Source organism: Streptomyces sp. NPDC029292 (genome assembly GCF_055569295.1).
This window is the reverse complement of record NZ_JBVHXR010000014.1, coordinates 220,280-238,512: the sequence shown is the minus strand read 5'-3', so window position 1 is coordinate 238,512 and position 18,233 is coordinate 220,280. Positions and strand designations below refer to the sequence as shown.

Genomic DNA, 18,233 nt, shown 5'->3' with positions numbered 1-18,233 from the left:
GAGCTGTTTCGCGCGCGGATTTCCGGTGCCGTGGCCGCGCCGTGGCCGGATTCCACATCCCCGCCCGGCCGCTCCACGGCCGATTGTCAGTGGCGCCCTCTACGGTTCTTGAAGTGGCGGAACCAGAGGGGGCGTTGTGACGACGGCGGAAGTGACGGGCGTGCGGGCGCCCGCGTGGCGCGGCGGGTTCGGGCGCCTGTGGAGCGCGGCTGTGGTGTCGCGGTTCGGGGACGCCCTGCGGACCGCCGCGCTGCCGCTGCTCGCCGTGCGGCTCACCGACGATCCCCTCGTCATCGCCTCCGTCACGGCCTGCGGCTATCTTCCCTGGCTGCTCTTCGGGCTGCTGGGCGGAGCGATCGCCGACCGGGTGGACCAGCGCCGGGCGATGTGGGCCGTGGACACCGTGCGCGGCACGCTGGTGGCCTGCTTCGCCCTCGCCGTCGGGCTCGGGCACGCCTCGATCGCCCTGCTGATCGCGCTCGCCTTCGCCCTGACCACCCTCCAGACACTCTTCGACAACGCGTCCACGGCCCTGCTGCCCTCCCTGGTCGACCGTGTGGCCCTCGGCAGTGCCAATGCCCGGCTGATGACCGGCCAGCAGCTCGCCGGAGGCCTGCTGGCGAGCCCCTTCGTACCGCTGCTGCTGACCGTCGGGGCCGCCATGCCGTTCGTGGCCGACTCGGCCACCTACCTGCTGGCCGCCGCGCTCGTGGCCTCCCTGCGGACAGACGCACCCGAGCGGGAGCCGCGGCCGACCGGGAGCACGCTGCGCGCCGAGGTGGCCGAAGGCCTGCGGGCACTGTGGCACGACCGGGTGCTGCGGGCGATCTGCGCGGCCACCCTGCTCTGCAACATCGGCATGGGTGCCCTGATCGCCACCCTGGTGCTGCACGTGACGCGCTGGCTGCACACGGGGAACGTGGGATTCGCGGCGGCGATGACGGCGTACTCGGCGGGCAGCTTCTCCGGCGGCTTCGCCGCTCAGCGCATCGCGAACCGGATCGGGCGGACCCGCAGCCTGCTCATGGCGGGGTGCGTCCAGACGTTCTCCCTGGTGCTCATCGGAACCGTCCGCGACCTGGGCGCCCTCCTCGTGGGCATGGTGCTGCTCGGGACCATGAACATGGTGTGGAACGTCAACCAGGTCACGCTGATGCAGCAGCGCAGCCCGGAATCCATGCTGGGCCGCATCAGCTCCGCGTTCCGCACCGCCTCGACCTCCGGGGCCCCGCTCGGCGCCCTGCTGGGCGGCACCGTGGCGCGGCTGTACGGGCTGAACGGGCCCGCGCTTTTCGCGGCCGCACTGTTCGCCCTCGCCGTCACTTCGCTGATACCTGCCCTCAAGCCGGACGTATCTGTTGTTGAGCCGGACGACGGCGCTACGACAGCTCACGTCAAGCCCTGATCAATTAGGTTGGGACCGGCAGCGGGGCAAGGTACGCGGCAGCACAGGCAGGAAGAAGGCGGAAGTCCGAGATGAACGCAGAAAGCCGTTCCAGGCTCAACCAGACGCCCGAGTGGACCGCTCTGGCCAAGCACCGCGAGGAGCTCGCGGAGACCCATCTGCGGGACCTGTTCGCGGCCGACCCGGGGCGCGGCGCCGGCTACACCCTCCAGGTCGGCGACCTGCACATCGACTACTCCAAGCACCTCGTCACCGACGAGACGCTGCGGCTGCTGCGCGCGCTGGCCGCGGCCACCGACGTGTTCTGGCTGCGGGACGCCATGTTCCGCGGCGAGAAGATCAACGTCACCGAGGACCGCGCGGTGCTGCACACCGCACTGCGCGCCGCGCCGGACACGGTCATCGAGGTCGACGGGGAGAACGTGGTCCCGGCCGTGCACGCGGTCCTCGACAAGATGGCCGGCTTCTCCGAGCGCGTCCGCTCCGGCGCGTGGACCGGCCACACCGGCCGACGGATCAAGAACATCGTCAACGTCGGCATCGGAGGCTCCGACCTCGGCCCGGCGATGGCGTACGAGGCGCTGCGCTCCTTCACCGACCGCGACCTCACGGTCCGCTTCGTGTCGAACGTGGACGGCGCGGACCTGCACGAGGCCGTACGGGACCTGGACCCGGCCGAGACGCTGTTCATCGTCGCCTCGAAGACGTTCACCACCATCGAGACGATCACCAACGCGACCTCCGCGCGCAACTGGCTGCTGACCGAGCTGAAGGCCGGTCAGGAAGCCGTGGCCAAGCACTTTGTGGCGCTGTCGACCAACGCCGAGAAGGTGTCGGACTTCGGCATCGACACGGCCAACATGTTCGAGTTCTGGGACTGGGTCGGCGGACGCTACTCCTTCGACTCGGCGATCGGCCTGTCGCTGATGATCGCCATCGGCCCGGACCGCTTCCGCGAGATGCTCGACGGGTTCAGGGTCGTCGACGAGCACTTCAAGAGCGCCCCCGCCGAGGCCAACGTGCCGTTGCTCCTTGGCCTGTTGGGCATCTGGTACGGCAACTTCCACGACGCCCAGTCGCACGCCGTACTGCCGTACTCGCACTACCTGTCCAAGTTCACCGCGTACTTGCAGCAGCTGGACATGGAGTCCAACGGCAAGTCCGTGGACCGCGGCGGGCAGCGGGTCGACTGGCAGACCGGACCGGTCGTGTGGGGCACGCCGGGTACCAACGGACAGCACGCCTACTACCAACTCATCCACCAGGGCACGAAGTTGATCCCGGCCGACTTCATCGGCTTCGCCGAGCCGGTCGCCGACCTCCAGCCGGGTCTGGTCGCCCAGCACGACCTGCTGATGGCGAACTTCTTCGCGCAGACGCAGGCACTGGCCTTCGGCAAGACGCCCGACGAGGTGCGTGCCGAGGGGGCGCCCGAGGAGCTGGTGCCGCACAAGACGTTCCAGGGAAACCACCCGACGACGACGATCCTCGCGCGTGAGCTGACCCCGTCGGTCCTGGGCCAGTTGATCGCCCTCTACGAACACAAGGTGTTCGTCCAGGGCGCCGTCTGGAACATCGACTCCTTCGACCAGTGGGGCGTCGAGCTCGGCAAGGTCCTCGCCAAGCGCGTCGAGCCGGCGCTGACGGAGGGTGCGGAGGTGCCGGGTCTCGACGAGTCGACGAAGGCTCTTGTCGCCAAGTACCGGGAGCTGCGCGGCCGGTAGGCGGCGGCGAGTACGGGAAGCGGGCGGCGGGAGTCCGTCCGCTTCCCGTAAAATCGCCGACGATCATGGCGTCGAGGGCTCGGGGGAGCGGAACATGGCTGGTTCGCGCGGGAGATGGCTGAGCGGCAGGCTGTCGGTGGCGTCGATTCTGCAGCCCAAGGCCGTGGCGCAGGCGGTGTTCCACCCGGCGTGGATTCCGCCGTCGGTCGATCCGTCCGTGGAGCGGCTCAAACGCGTGCGCGTCATCGCCGGGGCTGTCGCGGCGTTCGGCGTGTACACGTTCGTGGAGGGCAAGTTCGACTTCACGGAGATTCTGGAGAACACGCTGACGGCGGCCGTCGTCCTGCTGTTCATCACACCTCTGACGGTGGGTGTGATGCTCTTCGTCTGGCGGCGCACCGGGCGGATCCGTGAGCTGCGCGGGTCCCTGTTCAACTCGCTCAAGCTGCTGCTGCTCTTCATCGGCATGGTCGTGGCGACGGTGCTGCTGTGGCAGCTGTCGATGTCGCTCGGGGGCGTCGCGCTGGTGGTGCTCGGCCTGGTGGCGATGTGGCTGACCGGCTTCTTGCTGTACGGGGCCGTGCAGCTGTCGGGGAACTTCTTCGGTTCCGCCGCCGTGCACCGAGGCCTGCCGCCGCTGCTCGCCACGGTGACGACCTGGCTGATGGCCATTCCCGACCTGGTCACCGGCGACCTGCACGGCCTCAGCTTCAAGATGGGAATCGTCTTCATCCTGGGCGCCCCGCTGACGGTCACGGCCATCGCCGCCCTGGAGATGAACCGGCTCCGACGCCACCACGGCATCCGGCTGGGCGCGCACCCCGCCAGGCTGCCTCCGCTTCCCCCGCCCCCGGGGCACGCGCCGAACCCCGGGTTCGTCCCGCCGCAGGGGAACCCCTACGCGCCGCCCGGCCAGCCGTACGCACCGCCGGGCCAGCCGTACGCACCGCCCGGCCAGCCGTACGCGCCGCCGGGCCAGCCGTACGCACCGGGCAACGGCAACCCCTACGCTCCCGGAAGCGGCGCCCCGTACACGCAGTGGCCGCAGAACCCGTACAACCAACAGAACCCGTACGGCCAAGGACCGTACGGGTCCTGAGCGGGCTCAAGCCACCGCGCTGAGCGTGTCCGCCAGTCGTCGGCGGGCCGCTCGCGCCGCGGGCAGGGCGGCGAGTGCGGCGGCCCCCAGCACGGCGGCCGTGCCGAACAGCAGGAGAAGCACGGGGGAGGGCCCCTGGGCGATGCCGGCGCCGATGCCGCTCGACCTGCCCTGGGCGTCGATCAGCCAATGCGCGAGGGGCACCCCCAGCGCCGTCCCGACGACGACCGCTGCCAAGGCCGTGCATCCCGTCGCCGTCACGGTGACCGCGGTGATCTGCCGCGGAGTCAGCCCGATCGCCTTCAGGGCGAGCAGATCGCGCTCGCCCTCGCGCACGGTGCCGCCGATCGCGGTGAGCAGTTCGATGAGCCCGATCAGGGCCAGTACGGCGATCAGCCCCACGACGACCCCGCGCAGCGGCGAGAGCCCGTCGGCCGGGTTGGTCACGGTGTGCACGTCGAAGCGCCCGTGCGCGGCCGTGGCCAGCTGGGTCGCCACTTTGTGCGGGTCGGCGCCGGGACGCAGCTGGAGCTGGTAGAGGCTCGGCCGGAGGTCGGGGTCGTTCTCGCGGAGGGTGTCGAGCGAGGTGGAGATGACCCGGCCGCCGTTCTCCGGCTCGATGCTGCGCCCCACGATGTGCAGGATCTGCGGCTGTTCGCCCACCGTCATCCGCACCCAGTCGCCGACGTGGACGTCCAGCAGGTCGAGCAGTCCCTGACCGGCCACCGCCTCATCGGGTCCGCGCGCGGGGCGGCCCTCGGCCAGCGAGAACGGGTAGGGGTCCTGGCGGGTGCCGAGCCCGCGCAGTGCGATCGTGCCCGTCTGGCCGGGGACCAGGGCGGCCACCTCGACGCCCGGGTGGACGGCGGTGACCTGCGGGTTCCGGGCCAGCAGGGCCCGTACGTCCGGGTCGCTCAGGCTCTCGTCCGCTCGCACCGTGAGCGCGGCCGCGAGACCGATCTGCTCGGGCCTGCTGTGGAAGCGGTCGATGGTGGTCCACGCGCTCATGGCCACCACGATCAGCAGCAGCGGCAGCGCGAGGCGGGCGACCGTGGCCAGCGAGCGCGGCCGTCGTGTGAACGCCTTGTGCCAGCCCAGGACCAGCGCGGACGGCAGCCGCAGCCCGAGCGCCCCGCGCGCCAGCCCGGACAGCCGCCCGCCGAGCGGCGCCGCGGCCCGCAGCCCCGGCACCGGCGGCACCCGTCCGGCACGCCATGCGGCGAGTCCGGTCGTCGCGGCGATGAACAGCACCGCGGCCACAGGTATCGCGACGAGGGCCGCCGTGTGCCCCGGCAGCCCTTGCCAGACACCGACCGCGTCGCCGAGACGCCCCGGAATCCGGCTGCCCAACGTCTCGCAGAGCGCGGCGGCGAGCACGGCGCCCAGCAGCGCGAACGCCACGTGCTGGAGCAGGAAGATCCGCACCACCTGGCCAGGCGTGAAACCGATCGCCTTCAGCACCGAGATGTCCCGCAGATGGCCGCGGATCCGGGTGCCGATCGCTCCGTGCACGGCGAGCGCGGCGGCTAGCAGCGCGCCGAGGCCGAACAGGCCCAGCACCTGCCCCAGCAGCCGGTTGTCGCCCTGTGCCTCGGCCCGTGCCTGCTGCCAGGAGGAGACCTCGGTGACCGCTCCGGCGCCGAGGAGCGTGACGGCCCGCTGGACGGCGTAGTCCGTGTCGCCCGGATCGGTCAGCCGCAGCCCGATCACCTGGCCGGTGCGCCCGGCGGTGCCCTGCACGGCGGACGGGAGCGCCCATACGAGGCCCGAGCGCTCGCCGTGGCTGTAGCGGGGCTCGGCGCTGTCGGCGACGCCCAGGACGGTCAGGGTCCGTGCGGTGCCCGGCACGGTGACGGTGTCGCCCGGCTCGGCCCAGAGCGCCCGGGCGAGGCTGCTCTCCAGGACCACGCCGTCCGGCGCGGCGGGGTCGAGCCAGCGGCCGGAGGTGAGCAGCGGGCGACCGGTCGCGGGTGGTTCGACGGCGCCGCGCAGTTCGACGGAGGCGCGGGTGCCGCGTGACTCGACGGTGGCGGCGGTGGTGGGGTACGGGCCCGCGACGGACTCGACTCCGTCCAGGTCGGCGAGCCTGTGCGCATCGGCCGACGGGCCGGTGTGGATCCACACGTGCGCGCCGTGCGACTGGGTGAAGACGCGCTGCCAGGGGTTGGTCGCGTACCCGAAGAGCGCCGTGGCCAGCAGCAGCGAGGCGACGATCCCGGCGGTGGCGAGCACGATGAACAGCGCCTCGCCGCGATGCGTCCGCAGATCGGCATGCGCCCAGCGGAGAGTGGCTCGCATCCCCGCTCAGCCTCTCGGCTCGCGTACGAGGGAACGGTTCTTCGCCAGAGGCTCGCGCACAGCGGCTCAGTCCTTCAGTTCCAGCACGCCGGATATCCCCACGCCCCGCGACGGTGTGCCGTCGAGTGCCGCGTCGTCGGCGATGCGGCCGTCGAAGAAGCTGATCACCCGGTCCGCGGCGCTGGCGAGCCGTGCGTCATGGGTGACCAGCAGGATGGTCTGGCCGCGCTGGTGGAAACGGGACAGCAACCGTGTCACCTCGCGGGTGCCCTTGCTGTCGAGGCTGCCCGCGGGTTCGTCGGCGAGCAGCAGGGGCGGGTGGTTGACCAGGGCCCGCGCGAGTGCGACGCGCTGCTGCTCGCCGCCGGACAGTTCGCCCGGCATGCTGCGCTCCTTGCCCTCCAGACCCAGCTCGGCGAGGAGCTTCTCGCGCTCGGCGCGCGCCTGCTTGGGGGAGAGGCCGGCGAGCAGGGCGGGCAGCTCGACGTTGTCGGCGACCGACAGGTTCGACACCAGGTTGAAGAACTGGAAGACGATGCCGATGCGGCGCCGGCGCTCGACCGCCCAGCGCGCCTCGCTGTACGCGTCCGTGCACTCGCCGTCCAGCCAGACGCTGCCGGAATCCGGTCGCTCGAGCCCGCCGAGCAGATGCAGCAGGGTCGACTTCCCGGCACCGGACGGGCCCGTGACGGCCACGAACTCGCCCTTCCGTACGGCAAGATCCACGCCACGCACGGCATGCGCGGGCGCGCCCTCGCCGTAGTGGGTCTTGACCAGGCCCTCGGCGCGCAGCACGGGGGCGTCCGCGACGCGCGGCGCAGGAGCGGTGCGGCTCATTCCAGCTCCTCCAACTCCTCCTGGCAGCGCTCCAGCCAGTCGAGATCGGCCTGCAGATGCAGCATGGCGCCCTCGATGAGCAGCTGGGAGATGCGGTTGTCCCGGTTCTCGGCCGCGGCGAGCTTCGACAGATCGCGCATGGTGTTCAGGTACTGGCGCCGCTGCTTGTTGATCAGGGCGATCTGATCGGCGAGACCGGTCTGCGGTGCGAGCGCGAGCTTCATGAAGAACTCGTCCCGTACCCGCGGCTCGTCCGCCGTCTCCTCGTACCAGGCGCGCAGCGCCTCACGCCCGGCGTCGGTGAGGTGATAGATCTTCTTGTTGGGCCGGCTCGACTGCTCGACTTCCTCGCCCTCGATCAGTCCCGACTTCTCGAGGCGGCTGAGCGTCACATAGATCTGGCCGACGTTCGGCTGAGGGTACGCGGCACCCAGCAGTTGCTCAAGGTCCTGCTTGAGCTCGTAGCCGTGGGCGGGGCCGCGCGCCAGCAGGGCCAGGAGGGACAGCCGCACTCGTGCTCTCCTCCCCGCATCCTTGTAATGTGCCGCAGGCCCGCGTGCCCGAGGCCAATGTGCCGCAGGCCCTAGTATCGCCCATACCTAACAGGTATACATGGCCTCTGACTCCGGGCGAAGGTGCTCGGTGCCGGTGTACAGGGAGGAACCTATGCGGTGGATACGCGCCGCCGGTAGGGGCCTCCTGGTCGCGGCGGTGGTCCTGTCCGGTTACGTCGCCTCGGGCGCCCAGGCCGACGGGGCGCACGGCGGCGGCCGCGGTCCGCTCACGCTGGCCACCGCCGGTGACCTCACCAACTACCTGGGTCCGCTGCTCGACGGCTGGAACCGCACCCACCCCGGCGAGAAGGTCACCCTCGTCGAACTCCCGGACTCCGCGGACGAGACCCACGCGCAGATGACCACCGACCTGCGCGGCGGCGACCGGAGCCGCTTCGACGTCCTCAACATCGACGTCGCCTGGACCTCGGAGTTCGCCGCCGCGGGCTGGATCTCCCCACTGCCGCGCGAGCGCTTCCCGCTCGGCGGCTTCCTGTCGCCGGTCGTCAACACGGCGACGTACGACGGAAGGCTGTACGCCGTCCCGTACGTCACCAACGCCGGCCTCCTCCTCTACCGCAAGGACATCCTGGCCAAGGAGGGCGTCGCGCCCCCGCGCACCTGGGCCGAGCTGGAGAAACAGGCGAAGACCATCGCGCCGAAGTACGGACTCGACGGCTACGCGGGCCAGTTCCTGCCCTACGAGGGGCTCACGGTGAACGCCGCCGAGGCGGTCTACTCGGCGGGCGGCACGATCCTCGGCGACGAGGGCGAGCGCGTCACCGTCGACTCCGCGGCCGCCCGCGAGGGCATCGGCTTCCTCGCCCGCGGCGTACGCGACGGCTGGATCCCGAAGAAGGCGCTCACGTACAAGGAGCAGGAGTCCAAACAGGCCTTCCAGGACGGCCATCTCCTCTTCCTGCGCAACTGGCCGTATGCCTACGTCAGCGCCTCCGCCAAGGGCTCCGCGGTCGCCGGGAAGGTCGGCGCGGTGCCGCTGCCCGGACCCGACGGGCCGGGGACGAGCGTGCTCGGCGGCTCGAATCTCGCGGTCAACGCGCATGCCCGGCACCCCGACTCCGCCGCGCGCCTGATCACGTACCTCACGAGCGAGCGGGTGCAGCGGCAGGTCCTCACGCGCGGTGCGCTGCCGCCCGTACGGGCCGATCTCTACCAGGACCCGGAGCTGATCCGGGAGTTCCCGTATCTGCCGACGCTGCGCGCGAGCGTCCGCGCGGCGGCCCCGCGTCCCAAGAGCCCCCGCTACGACCAGGTCAGCCTGGCCGTGCAGGCGGTGGTGCACGACGCGCTGACGGGCCACGAGACACCCGAGGCGGCGGTGCGCCGGCTGGCGCGCGAGCTGGCGGACATCTCGCGTCGGGGCTGAGCCCTCTTCCCACCGCGCTCGCGGCTCCTAGTTACATGTTAGGTAACGCGCCCGTCTCATCTTCGACCTGGGTGGGTAGAAAAGTCAGCATATAAAGTTCCAACTTCCTGAAGCGCGACACTTACTCGTTGACACCCGTGCGACACGCCTACCTAACATGCATGCATAACCGGAGGCACGCACAGACAGGTCAACGGGTGAAGCTCAACACGCACCGCTGGTGGCGCGACGCAGTGATCTACCAGGTGTACGTCCGGAGTTTTCTGGACAGCACCGGGGACGGCATCGGCGATCTCGCCGGAGTCCGGGCCGGACTGCCGTATCTGAAGAAGCTCGGGGTCGACGGCATCTGGCTGAGCCCCTTCTACCCCTCGCCGCAGCACGACCACGGCTACGACGTCGCCGACTACTGCGACGTGGACCCGCTCTTCGGCGACCTCGCCGAGTTCGACCTGCTGATGACGGACGCCCGGCGCCTCGGCGTCAAGGTGCTCCTGGACATCGTCCCCAACCACTGCTCCAGCGAGCACCCGTGGTTCCAGGAGGCACTGGTCTCGGCGCCGGGCAGCGCGGCCCGCGCCCGCTTCCACTTCGCCGACGGCCGGGGCCCGGACGGGGCCGAGCCGCCCAACAACTGGCACGCGATGTTCGGCGGCCCCGCCTGGAGCCGGGTCACCGAGCAGGACGGCACCCCGGGTCAGTGGTACCTGCACATGTTCACGCCCGAACAGCCCGACCTGAACTGGCGCAACCCCGAGGTCGGCGCCCACTTCGACCACGCGCTGCGCTTCTGGCTCGACCGGGGCGTCGACGGCTTCCGCATCGACGTGGCCGCCGGCCTCTACAAGCACCCCGAGCTTCCGGACTCGCCCGACCCGGAGGCTGACGCCCGCACCCGCGACTCGGTCAACCCGCTCGCCTGGAACCAGCCCGAGGTGCACGACGTCTGGCGCCACTGGCGGTCGGTGTGCGAGGAGTACACCGCCCGCGACGGCCGGGAGCGGCTGCTCGTCGGCGAGGTCTCCGTGCCGACCGCTCGCGAACACGCCCAGTACGTACGCCACGACGAGCTGCACCAGGCCTTCTTCTTCGACCTGCTGAGCGCCCCCTGGAACGCCGACGCCTTCCGCAAGGTCATATCCGAGGCCATGCAGGACATCGCGGGCACCGGCTCGACGGTCACCTGGGTGCTCAACAACCACGACCAGGTCCGCACGGTCACCCGCTACGGCGAGCTGGGCACCGAGGGCAGCGGCCTGGGCGCCGCCCGCGCCCGCGCCGCCGCGCTGCTGATGCTGGCGCTGCCCGGAGCCGCGTACATCTACCAGGGCGAGGAGCTCGGGCTGCCCGAGGTCGTCGACCTGCCCGACGACGTGCTCACCGACCCGATCTTCCGCCGGACCGGTAGCCGCGCCCGGATCCGCGACGGCTGCCGGGTGCCGCTGCCGTGGTCGGGGCACGCCTCGCCGTTCGGTTTCACCTCGGGCGTCGAGAGCGCCAAGCCGTGGCTGCCGCAGCCCGCATACTTCGCCGAGTACGCCACCGACCGCGCCCTCGCCGACACCCGCTCCTTCTGGCACCTCTACCGCGACGGACTCCAACTGCGCGCAAATCTCCCCCAGTTGGGCGAGGGAGCGCTGCGCTGGCTGGACGCCCAGCCCGGCGTCCTCGGCTTCGTCCGCGGCGACGGCCTGGTCTGCGCCGTCAACTTCGGTACGGCGCCGACCCCCGCGCCGGTGTCCGGCACCCCGCTGCTGTCCAGCGGCCCCTGCGCGCCCGGCGTCCTGCCCGGCTCGACGGCCGCCTGGTGGATCAGCGACTGCACCAATCCCTGAGCCCCACGACCGACCGACGCGTGAGCCCATCCCCTCCTGATTGCCGATTGCCCGTCCATTTCCCCGCCCTCGAAGGGACATCAACGATGATGCGACGACGTACGACCCTGCTCGCGAGCTGCACCGCCCTCGCCCTCGCCCTCGGCGCCACTGCCTGTGGAGGCGGCCCCGTCTCCGCGGGCGGTGGCGGCAAGTCGCTCAGCGGCCAGACGATCACCGTGGCCGGTGTCTGGTCCGGCAGCGAGCAGAAGAACTTCCAGAAGGTCCTGGACGCCTTCACCGAGAAGACCGGCGCCAAGACCCAGTTCATGTCCACCGGCGACAACGTCTCCACCGTCGTCGGCAGCAAGATCGAGGGCGGCAACGCCCCCGACGTGGTGATGGTCCCGCAGGTCGGCGTGCTCCAGCAGTTCGCCAAGGAGGGCTGGCTCAAGCCGCTGTCCAAGACGACCCAGCAGTCCGTCGACAGCAACTACGCGAGCGTGTGGAAGAACTACGGCAGCGTCGACGGCACCCTGTACGGCCTGTACTTCAAGGCCGCCCACAAGTCGACCGTCTGGTACAGCCCCGACGCCCTCGACCAGGCGGGCGTCAAGCCGCCGACGACGTACGACGCGATGCTGAAGGCCGGGCACACCGTCTCCGAGTCGGGCCTCGCGGCCTTCTCCGTCGCCGGACAGGACGGCTGGACGCTCACCGACTGGTTCGAGAACATCTACCTCTCCCAGGCCGGACCCGAGAAGTACGACGCCCTGGCCGCCCACAAGATCAAGTGGAGCGACCCGACCGTCGTCGAGGCCCTCACCACCCTCGGCAAGCTCTTCAAGGACAAGCAGCTGATAGCCGGCGGCCAGAAGGAGGCGCTGAACACCGACTTCCCCGGCTCCGTCGAGAAGGTCTTCGGGCCCAAGCCCGAGGCCGGCATGGTCTACGAGGGCGACTTCGTCGCCGGAGTCGCCAAGGACCAGTTCGGCAAGAAGATCGGCGAGGACGCCAACTTCTTCCCCTTCCCGGCGGTCGGCGGCGGCAAGGCGCCCGTGGTCAGCGGCGGCGACGCGGCCGTCGTCCTCAAGGACGGCAAGAACCAGAAGGCCGCCATGCAGTTCCTGGAGTACCTGGCGACCCCCGAAGCGTCGGCGGTGTGGGCCAAGGCGGGCGGCTTCCTCTCCCCGAACAAGAAGCTCGACCTCTCCTCCTACGGCGACGACGTCACCCGCGCGACCGCCAAGTCCCTTGTCACCGCCGGGGATTCGGTCCGCTTCGACATGTCCGACCAGGCCCCGGCCGCGTTCGGCGGCACCAAGGGCGCCGGCGAGTGGAAGCTCCTCCAGGACTTCCTCCGCGACCCGTCCGACCCGAAGGGGACCGCGGCCAAGCTCGAGAGCGCGGCGGCCAAGGCGTACCAGGGCTGATCGCCATGACCGCCACGCTCCTGAAAGAGGCGAGCCCGCCGCCGGTCACCATGGCCGATCGCCGGCGGCGGGCCCGGCGACGCGGCCGGATCGTCGCCCTCGCCTTCGTCTTCCCCGCCCTGCTCCTGCTCGGCGCGCTCGTCGTGTACCCGGTGCTGTTCTCGGTGGGCCGCAGCTTCTTCGACGCGTCCGGCACCCGGTTCGTGGGCGGTGACAACTACACCGAGATGTTCCGCGACCCCGCCACGCTCAAGGCCGTCCGCAACACCGCGATCTGGGTGGTTGTCGCACCGACCCTGCTCACCGGGCTCGGCCTCGTGCTCGCCGTCCTCGTCGAAAAGGTGCGCTGGGCAACGGCGTTCAAGCTGCTGCTGTTCATGCCGATGGCCGTCTCCTTCCTCGCCGCGGGCATCATCTTCCGGCTCGCCTACGACGAGGACCCCGACAAGGGCGTCCTGAACGCCGCCGTCGTCTCCGTGCACGACGCCTTCAAGGGCACGTCGTCCTACCCGACTGCCCGGGCCCGCGACGGCCAGGGCCTGACCAAGGGCGCCGACGGCTCGTACCGTACGACCGCTGCCGCGTCCCCCGGCCACACCGTCGACCTCGGCCTGGTCGGCGTACTCCCGAAGGACCTGCCGCAGGGCGCGCGGCCCGCATACGCGGCGGCGGCGCGGAAGGCGGCCGCCGACGAGGTACGCGGCGTCGTCTACCTGGACTTCACGCGCGGCGGGGGAGGGGAGCAGGGCAAGGTCGACCGGCAGGAGAGCGGGCTGCCGGAGATGAAGGTCGAGGCGGTGCGCGACGGGAAGACGGTCGCGAGCACCACCACCGCGGCCGACGGCTCCTTCCGCTTCCAGGACCTCGGCTCGGGCTCGTACACCGTGCGGCTGCCCGCGTCGAACTTCGCCCCGCCGTACGAGGGCGTCTCCTGGCTGGGACCCGCGCTCGTCACGCCCGCCATCATCGGCGCCTACCTGTGGATCTGGACCGGATTCGCCATGGTCCTGATCGGCGCGGGGCTGGCCGCGCTGCCGCGCGACGCGCTGGAGGCGGCCCGGATGGACGGGGCGAACGAGTGGCAGATCTTCCGCCGGATCACCGTTCCGCTGCTCGCGCCCGTTCTCACCGTGGTCTTCGTGACCCTGGTGATCAACGTGATGAAGGTCTTCGACCTCGTCTACATCATCGCGCCGGGCCCGGTGCAGGAGGACGCCACCGTACTGGCCACCCAGATGTGGCTGGTGTCCTTCGGTGGCGGCAACAACCAGGGCCTGGGCAGCGCGCTGGGTGTGCTGCTCCTGCTTCTCGTCATCCCCGCCATGGTCTTCAACGTCCGCCGTTTCCGAGGGAGTCAACGATGAACGCGCTCAGGCGAGGGCTCGGCAACAGCCTGGTGCAGGCGTTTCTCGTCGTCGTGGGTCTGGTGTGGCTCACCCCGCTCGCGGGACTGTTCGTGTCCTCGCTGCGATCCGCTCAGGACACGGCGAAGGGGGGCTGGTGGACCGCGTTGAAGAGCCCCGGGCAGCTGTCCTTCGACAACTACTCGGCGCTGCTGGGCAATTCGGGGATGACGCGGGCGTTCTGGAACACCGTACTGATCTCCGTGCCGGCGACCTTCCTCGTCGTCGTCCTCGCCGCGCTCGCCGGATACGCCTTCGCGTGGCTGGACTTCCCGGGGCGCGAGCCGCTCTTCCTGCTGGTGGTCGCGCTGTTGGTGGTGCCGGTGCAGATCGGTCTGCTGCCAGTGGCCAAACTCTTCGGCCAGCTGGGCCTGTTCGGCACGATTCCGGGTGTCGTCCTCTTCCATGTGTCGTACGGGCTGCCGTTCGCGATCTTCCTGTTGCGCAACTACTTCGCCGAGATGCCGCGGGAGATGCTGGAGGCGGCGCGCATGGACGGGGGCACCGAGTGGCGTATCTTCACGCGGCTCGTGCTGCCGGTGGGGCGGCCGGCCATCGCCAGCCTCGCCATCTTCCAGTTCCTCTGGGTCTGGAACGACATGCTGGTCGCCCTGCTCTTCGCCGACAGCTCCTCGCAGCCGCTGACTGTTGAACTCCAGTCGCAGATTCGGCAGTTCGGGAGCAACATCGATGTGCTCGCGCCCGGGGCGTTTCTGTCCCTGGTGGTACCGGTGGTCGTGTTCTTCGCTTTCCAGCGGCACTTTGTGCAGGGGGTGATGGCGGGGTCGGTGAAGTGAGCTCTTCCGAGGACGGACGAAGAAAGCCCCAGGTCGTCGACCTGGGGCTTTCTGGTTGAGCGGGTGACCGGGACGCGAACCCGCGCCGAGCATCGCAAGCGCACGGCTCAGGGCTCAGGGCTCAGGAAGAAGCCGGCGGATACAGCGAGCGCGGCAGCTGGGAGGCGGCCGCCGCGTCCAGGAGCCACAGGGTGCGGGAGCGGCCGTAGGCGCCGGCGGCCGGGGCCTGGATCTCGCCCGCGCCCGACAGGGCGATCGCCGCGGCCTGGGCCTTGTCCTCGCCGGCCGCGAGGAGCCAGACCTCACGGGCGGAGCGGATCGCGGGAAGGGTGAGCGAGACCCGGGTCGGCGGCGGCTTCGGCGCGCCATGCACGCCGACCACCGTCCGCTCCGTCTCCCGCACCGCGGGCAGCTCCGGGAAGAGCGAGGCCACGTGCGTGTCGGGCCCGACACCCAGCATCAGGACGTCGAAGGTCGGGACCGAGCCATGGTTCTCGGGGCCCGCGGCCTTCGCGAGCTCGGCGGCGTACGCCTCCGCCGCCGCGTCCACGTCGGCGCCGTACGGACCGTCGGACACGGGCATCGCGTGCACCCGCGCGGGATCCACCGGCACCGAGTCGAGCAGCGCCGCCCGAGCCTGCGTGTCATTGCGGTCCGGGTCGCCCTCGGGCAGGAACCGCTCGTCGCCCCACCACAGGTCGAGGCGGCCCCAGTCGATCGCGTCCCGGGCGGGCGCTTCCGCGAGCGCCGCAAGGAGCCCGTTGCCGTTGCGGCCGCCCGTGAGCACGACCGAGGCGTAGCCGCGCGAGGCCTGGGCGTCCACGATCTTCGTGATCAGCCGGGCCGCGGCGGCCTGGGCCATCAGCTCCTTGTCGCGGTGGACGACGAGCTGCGGAGTACTCACTTGGCCGCCGCCTTCTTCGCGGGAGCCCTCTTGGCCGGGGCCTTCTTGGCCGCGGTCGCCTTCGTGGGAGCCTTCGTCGCCGTCTTGACCGCAACCGGCGCCGCGGCCTCCTTGGAGGCCTCCGCCGCCGGCACGTTCAGCCGGTCCACCCCGTATCGCAGCGCCGACGCGTACGTGTCGTCCGGGTCGAGCCGCCGCAGCTCCTCCGCGATCAGCTCGGCCGTCTCGCGGCGCTTGAGCGCCACCGCACGGTCGGGCTGGCCCTCGATGGACAGCGTCGCCAGGGAACCGTCGGCCCGGTCCAGGACGATCGGGCCGCAGCTCGTGTCCAGCCGGACGGCGGTGAGGCCGGGGCCGGAGGACCGGGAGCGCTTGACGGGGACGTCGAGGCGGTCCGCGAGCCACATGGCGAGCAGCTCGCAGCTCGGGTTGAACTCCTCGCCCTCCACCTCGACCGCGTCCACCTCGCAGATGACCTGGTCCAGGGCCGCGGCCAGCATCGAGCGCCAGGGCGTGATGCGGGTCCACGACAGGTCCGTGTCGCCGGGGGTGTAGGCGTCGGCGCGGGCGTTCAGCTCCCGTACCGGGGACTCGGCGGCGTAGGTGTCGGTCACCCTGCGCTGGGCCAGCGCGCCGAGCGGGTCCTTGGCCGGGTCGAGCGGCGCGTTCACCGGCCACCAGACGACGACAGGGGCGTCCGGCAGGAGCAGGGGGAGCACCACGGAGTCGGCGTGGTTGGCGACCTCGCCGTACAGGCGCAGCACCACCGTCTCACCGGTGCCCGCCTCCACGCCGAGCCGCACCTCGGCGTCGAGACGCGACTTCGTGCGGTCGCGGGGCGAGCGCGAGACGCGCTTGATGACCACGAGAGTGCGCGAGGGGTGCTCGCGCGAGGCCTCGTTGGCGGCCTTCAAGGCGTCGTAGGCGTTCTCCTCGTCGGTGACGATGACCAGGGTGAGCACCATGCCGACGGCAGGCGTGCCGATGGCGCGGCGGCCCTGCACGAGCGCCTTGTTGATCTTGCTGGCCGTGGTGTCCGTGAGATCGGTCTTCATGGGCGACGCCAGCTCCGTCCGTCTCGTTCGAGCATTTCGTCCGCCTCGACCGGGCCCCACGTGCCCGCGGGGTACTGCGCGGGCTTGCCGTGCTTGTCCCAGTACTGCTCGATCGGGTCGAGGATGTTCCAGGACAGCTCGACCTCCTCGGTGCGCGGGAAGAGGTTCGAGTCGCCGAGCAGGACGTCGAGGATCAGCCGCTCGTACGCCTCCGGGCTGGACTCCGTGAACGACTCGCCGTAGGCGAAGTCCATCGAGACGTCCCGGATCTCCATGGAGGTGCCGGGCACCTTGGAGCCGAAGCGGACCGTGATGCCCTCGTCGGGCTGGACGCGGATGACGATCGCGTTCTGGCCCAGTTCCTCCGTCGCCGTGTGGTCGAAGGGGGAGTGCGGGGCGCGCTGGAAGACGACCGCGATCTCGGTGACGCGGCGGCCGAGGCGCTTGCCGGTGCGCAGATAGAACGGGACGCCCGCCCAGCGGCGGTTGTCCACCTCCACCTTGATCGCGGCATACGTGTCGGTCTTCGACTTGGGGTCGATACCGTCTTCCTCGAGGTAGCCGACGGCCTTCTCGCCGCCCTGCCAGCCCGCCGCGTACTGCCCGCGGACCGTGTTCCTGCCCAGGTCCTTCGGCAGCCTCACCGCACCGAGCACCTTGGTCTTCTCGGCGGCGAGCGCGTCCGCGTCGAAGGAGGCGGGCTCCTCCATGGCCGTGAGGGCCATCAGCTGGAGCAGGTGGTTCTGGATGACGTCACGGGCGGCGCCGATGCCGTCGTAGTAGCCGGCTCGGCCGCCGATGCCGATGTCTTCGGCCATCGTGATCTGCACGTGGTCGACGTACGACCGGTTCCAGATCGGCTCGAACATCTGGTTGGCGAAGCGGAGCGCCAGGATGTTCTGGACGGTCTCCTTGCCCAGGTAGTGGTCGATGCGGAAGACCTGGTCGGGCGCGAAGACCTGGTGGACGACCGAGTTGAGCTCCTCGGCCGACTTGAGGTCGTGGCCGAAGGGCTTCTCGATCACCGCACGGCGCCAGGAGCCGTTCGACTGGTCGGCCAGGTTGTGCTTCTTCAGCTGCTTGATGACCACCGGGAAGGCGGACGGCGGCACGGAGAGGTAGAAGGCGAAGTTGCCGCCCGTGCCCTGTGCCTTGTCCAGCTCGTCGATGGTGGAGCGCAGCCGGTCGAAGGCGTCGTCGTCGTCGAAGGTGCCCTGCACGAAGCGCATGCCCTGGACGAGCTGCTGCCAGACCTCCTCGCGGAAGGGCGTCCGGGCGTGCTCCTTGACCGCGTCGTGGACCTCCTGAGCGAAGTCCTCGTGGGCCCACTCACGGCGGGCGAAGCCGACGAGCGAGAAGCCCGGCGGCAACAGACCCCGGTTGGCGAGGTCATACACCGCGGGCATCAGCTTTTTACGTGACAAATCGCCCGTGACGCCGAAGATGACCAGGCCCGACGGCCCCGCGATACGCGGGAGCCGTCGGTCTGCGGGGTCACGCAGCGGGTTGCTGCTTGACAAGAT

At 70.7% G+C, this 18,233-nt stretch carries 14 protein-coding genes; 8 read left to right on the top strand and 6 right to left on the bottom strand.

All coding sequences use genetic code 11. The annotated features are described in order from the left end of the window. The first annotated feature begins 136 nt into the window (after positions 1-136). The 3 genes from ACZ4WS_RS28970 to ACZ4WS_RS28960 all read left to right on the top strand — a co-directional run bounded on the left by ACZ4WS_RS28970 (position 137) and on the right by ACZ4WS_RS28960 (position 4,228). Positions 137-1,405: an MFS transporter gene (locus ACZ4WS_RS28970; RefSeq protein WP_467984918.1), complete on the top strand. Its 1,269-nt coding sequence runs from the start codon at positions 137-139 to the stop codon at positions 1,403-1,405. A 71-nt stretch (positions 1,406-1,476) separates the two neighbouring features. After that, positions 1,477-3,129 (top strand): glucose-6-phosphate isomerase, encoded by a 1,653-nt coding sequence (gene pgi / locus ACZ4WS_RS28965; RefSeq protein ID WP_467984917.1) that lies wholly within the window; start codon positions 1,477-1,479, stop codon positions 3,127-3,129. A gap of 94 nt (positions 3,130-3,223) precedes the next feature. After that, entirely contained in the window at positions 3,224-4,228 is a 1,005-nt protein-coding gene (locus tag ACZ4WS_RS28960) for a hypothetical protein (protein ID WP_467984915.1), read from the top strand. 6 nt (positions 4,229-4,234) lie between these two features. Here ACZ4WS_RS28960 and ACZ4WS_RS28955 read toward each other — a convergent pair whose 3' ends face one another. The 3 genes from ACZ4WS_RS28955 to ACZ4WS_RS28945 all read right to left on the bottom strand — a co-directional run bounded on the left by ACZ4WS_RS28955 (position 4,235) and on the right by ACZ4WS_RS28945 (position 7,875). Further along, positions 4,235-6,526, bottom strand: coding sequence for an ABC transporter permease (locus ACZ4WS_RS28955; protein ID WP_467984913.1), 2,292 nt, complete (start codon positions 6,524-6,526; stop codon positions 4,235-4,237). Between the two features lie 66 nt (positions 6,527-6,592). Next, positions 6,593-7,363, bottom strand: a complete 771-nt coding sequence (locus tag ACZ4WS_RS28950) for an ABC transporter ATP-binding protein (RefSeq protein ID WP_467984911.1) — start codon at positions 7,361-7,363, stop codon at positions 6,593-6,595. Further along, positions 7,360-7,875, bottom strand: a complete 516-nt coding sequence (locus ACZ4WS_RS28945) for a PadR family transcriptional regulator (RefSeq protein WP_467984909.1) — start codon at positions 7,873-7,875, stop codon at positions 7,360-7,362. Before ACZ4WS_RS28945 ends, ACZ4WS_RS28950 begins: the two co-directional genes overlap by 4 nt. A 154-nt stretch (positions 7,876-8,029) precedes the next feature. Between ACZ4WS_RS28945 and ACZ4WS_RS28940 the strand changes: the two genes are divergently transcribed. The 5 genes from ACZ4WS_RS28940 (at position 8,030) to ACZ4WS_RS28920 (ending at position 14,751) form a co-directional block, all read left to right on the top strand. Continuing rightward, entirely contained in the window at positions 8,030-9,304 is a 1,275-nt protein-coding gene (locus ACZ4WS_RS28940; protein WP_467984907.1) for an ABC transporter substrate-binding protein, read from the top strand. A 161-nt stretch (positions 9,305-9,465) separates the two neighbouring features. Then, entirely contained in the window at positions 9,466-11,139 is a 1,674-nt protein-coding gene (locus ACZ4WS_RS28935; protein WP_467984905.1) for a glycoside hydrolase family 13 protein, read from the top strand. A gap of 86 nt (positions 11,140-11,225) precedes the next feature. Further along, positions 11,226-12,551 carry an ABC transporter substrate-binding protein gene (locus ACZ4WS_RS28930; protein ID WP_467984903.1) on the top strand — a complete coding sequence of 442 codons (1,326 nt, stop codon included), beginning with the start codon at positions 11,226-11,228 and terminating at the stop codon, positions 12,549-12,551. A 5-nt stretch (positions 12,552-12,556) separates the two neighbouring features. Then, on the top strand, positions 12,557-13,915 hold the full coding sequence (locus ACZ4WS_RS28925) for an ABC transporter permease (RefSeq protein ID WP_467984901.1): 1,359 nt from the start codon (positions 12,557-12,559) through the stop codon (positions 13,913-13,915). Then, positions 13,912-14,751, top strand: a complete 840-nt coding sequence (locus ACZ4WS_RS28920) for a carbohydrate ABC transporter permease (RefSeq protein WP_189187563.1) — start codon at positions 13,912-13,914, stop codon at positions 14,749-14,751. Before ACZ4WS_RS28925 ends, ACZ4WS_RS28920 begins: the two co-directional genes overlap by 4 nt. A gap of 121 nt (positions 14,752-14,872) precedes the next feature. On the opposite strand, the gene pgl is transcribed toward ACZ4WS_RS28920, so the two are convergent. From pgl to zwf, 3 genes are read right to left on the bottom strand one after another with little or no spacing between them, the layout of a single operon-like run. Then, positions 14,873-15,655 carry a 6-phosphogluconolactonase gene (gene pgl, locus ACZ4WS_RS28915; protein WP_467984898.1) on the bottom strand — a complete coding sequence of 261 codons (783 nt, stop codon included), beginning with the start codon at positions 15,653-15,655 and terminating at the stop codon, positions 14,873-14,875. Continuing rightward, the gene (opcA, locus tag ACZ4WS_RS28910) at positions 15,652-16,710 is read right to left on the bottom strand and encodes a glucose-6-phosphate dehydrogenase assembly protein OpcA (protein ID WP_467984896.1); all 1,059 of its coding nucleotides are present in this window, start codon (positions 16,708-16,710) and stop codon (positions 15,652-15,654) included. The genes pgl and opcA overlap by 4 nt, the downstream gene beginning before the upstream one ends. Next, on the bottom strand, positions 16,707-18,233 hold the full coding sequence (gene zwf / locus ACZ4WS_RS28905) for a glucose-6-phosphate dehydrogenase (protein WP_467985003.1): 1,527 nt from the start codon (positions 18,231-18,233) through the stop codon (positions 16,707-16,709). Before zwf ends, opcA begins: the two co-directional genes overlap by 4 nt.

Coding starts and splice junctions, on each gene's coding strand:
- pgi (WP_467984917.1), top strand. CDS start 1,477: ATGAACGCAGAAAGCCGTTCCAGGCTCAACCAGACGCCCGAGTGGACC.
- ACZ4WS_RS28960 (WP_467984915.1), top strand. CDS start 3,224: ATGGCTGGTTCGCGCGGGAGATGGCTGAGCGGCAGGCTGTCGGTGGCG.
- ACZ4WS_RS28955 (WP_467984913.1), bottom strand. CDS start 6,526: ATGCGAGCCACTCTCCGCTGGGCGCATGCCGATCTGCGGACGCATCGC.
- ACZ4WS_RS28950 (WP_467984911.1), bottom strand. CDS start 7,363: ATGAGCCGCACCGCTCCTGCGCCGCGCGTCGCGGACGCCCCCGTGCTG.
- ACZ4WS_RS28940 (WP_467984907.1), top strand. CDS start 8,030: ATGCGGTGGATACGCGCCGCCGGTAGGGGCCTCCTGGTCGCGGCGGTG.
- ACZ4WS_RS28935 (WP_467984905.1), top strand. CDS start 9,466: ATGCATAACCGGAGGCACGCACAGACAGGTCAACGGGTGAAGCTCAAC.
- ACZ4WS_RS28930 (WP_467984903.1), top strand. CDS start 11,226: ATGATGCGACGACGTACGACCCTGCTCGCGAGCTGCACCGCCCTCGCC.
- ACZ4WS_RS28925 (WP_467984901.1), top strand. CDS start 12,557: ATGACCGCCACGCTCCTGAAAGAGGCGAGCCCGCCGCCGGTCACCATG.
- ACZ4WS_RS28920 (WP_189187563.1), top strand. CDS start 13,912: ATGAACGCGCTCAGGCGAGGGCTCGGCAACAGCCTGGTGCAGGCGTTT.
- opcA (WP_467984896.1), bottom strand. CDS start 16,710: ATGAAGACCGATCTCACGGACACCACGGCCAGCAAGATCAACAAGGCG.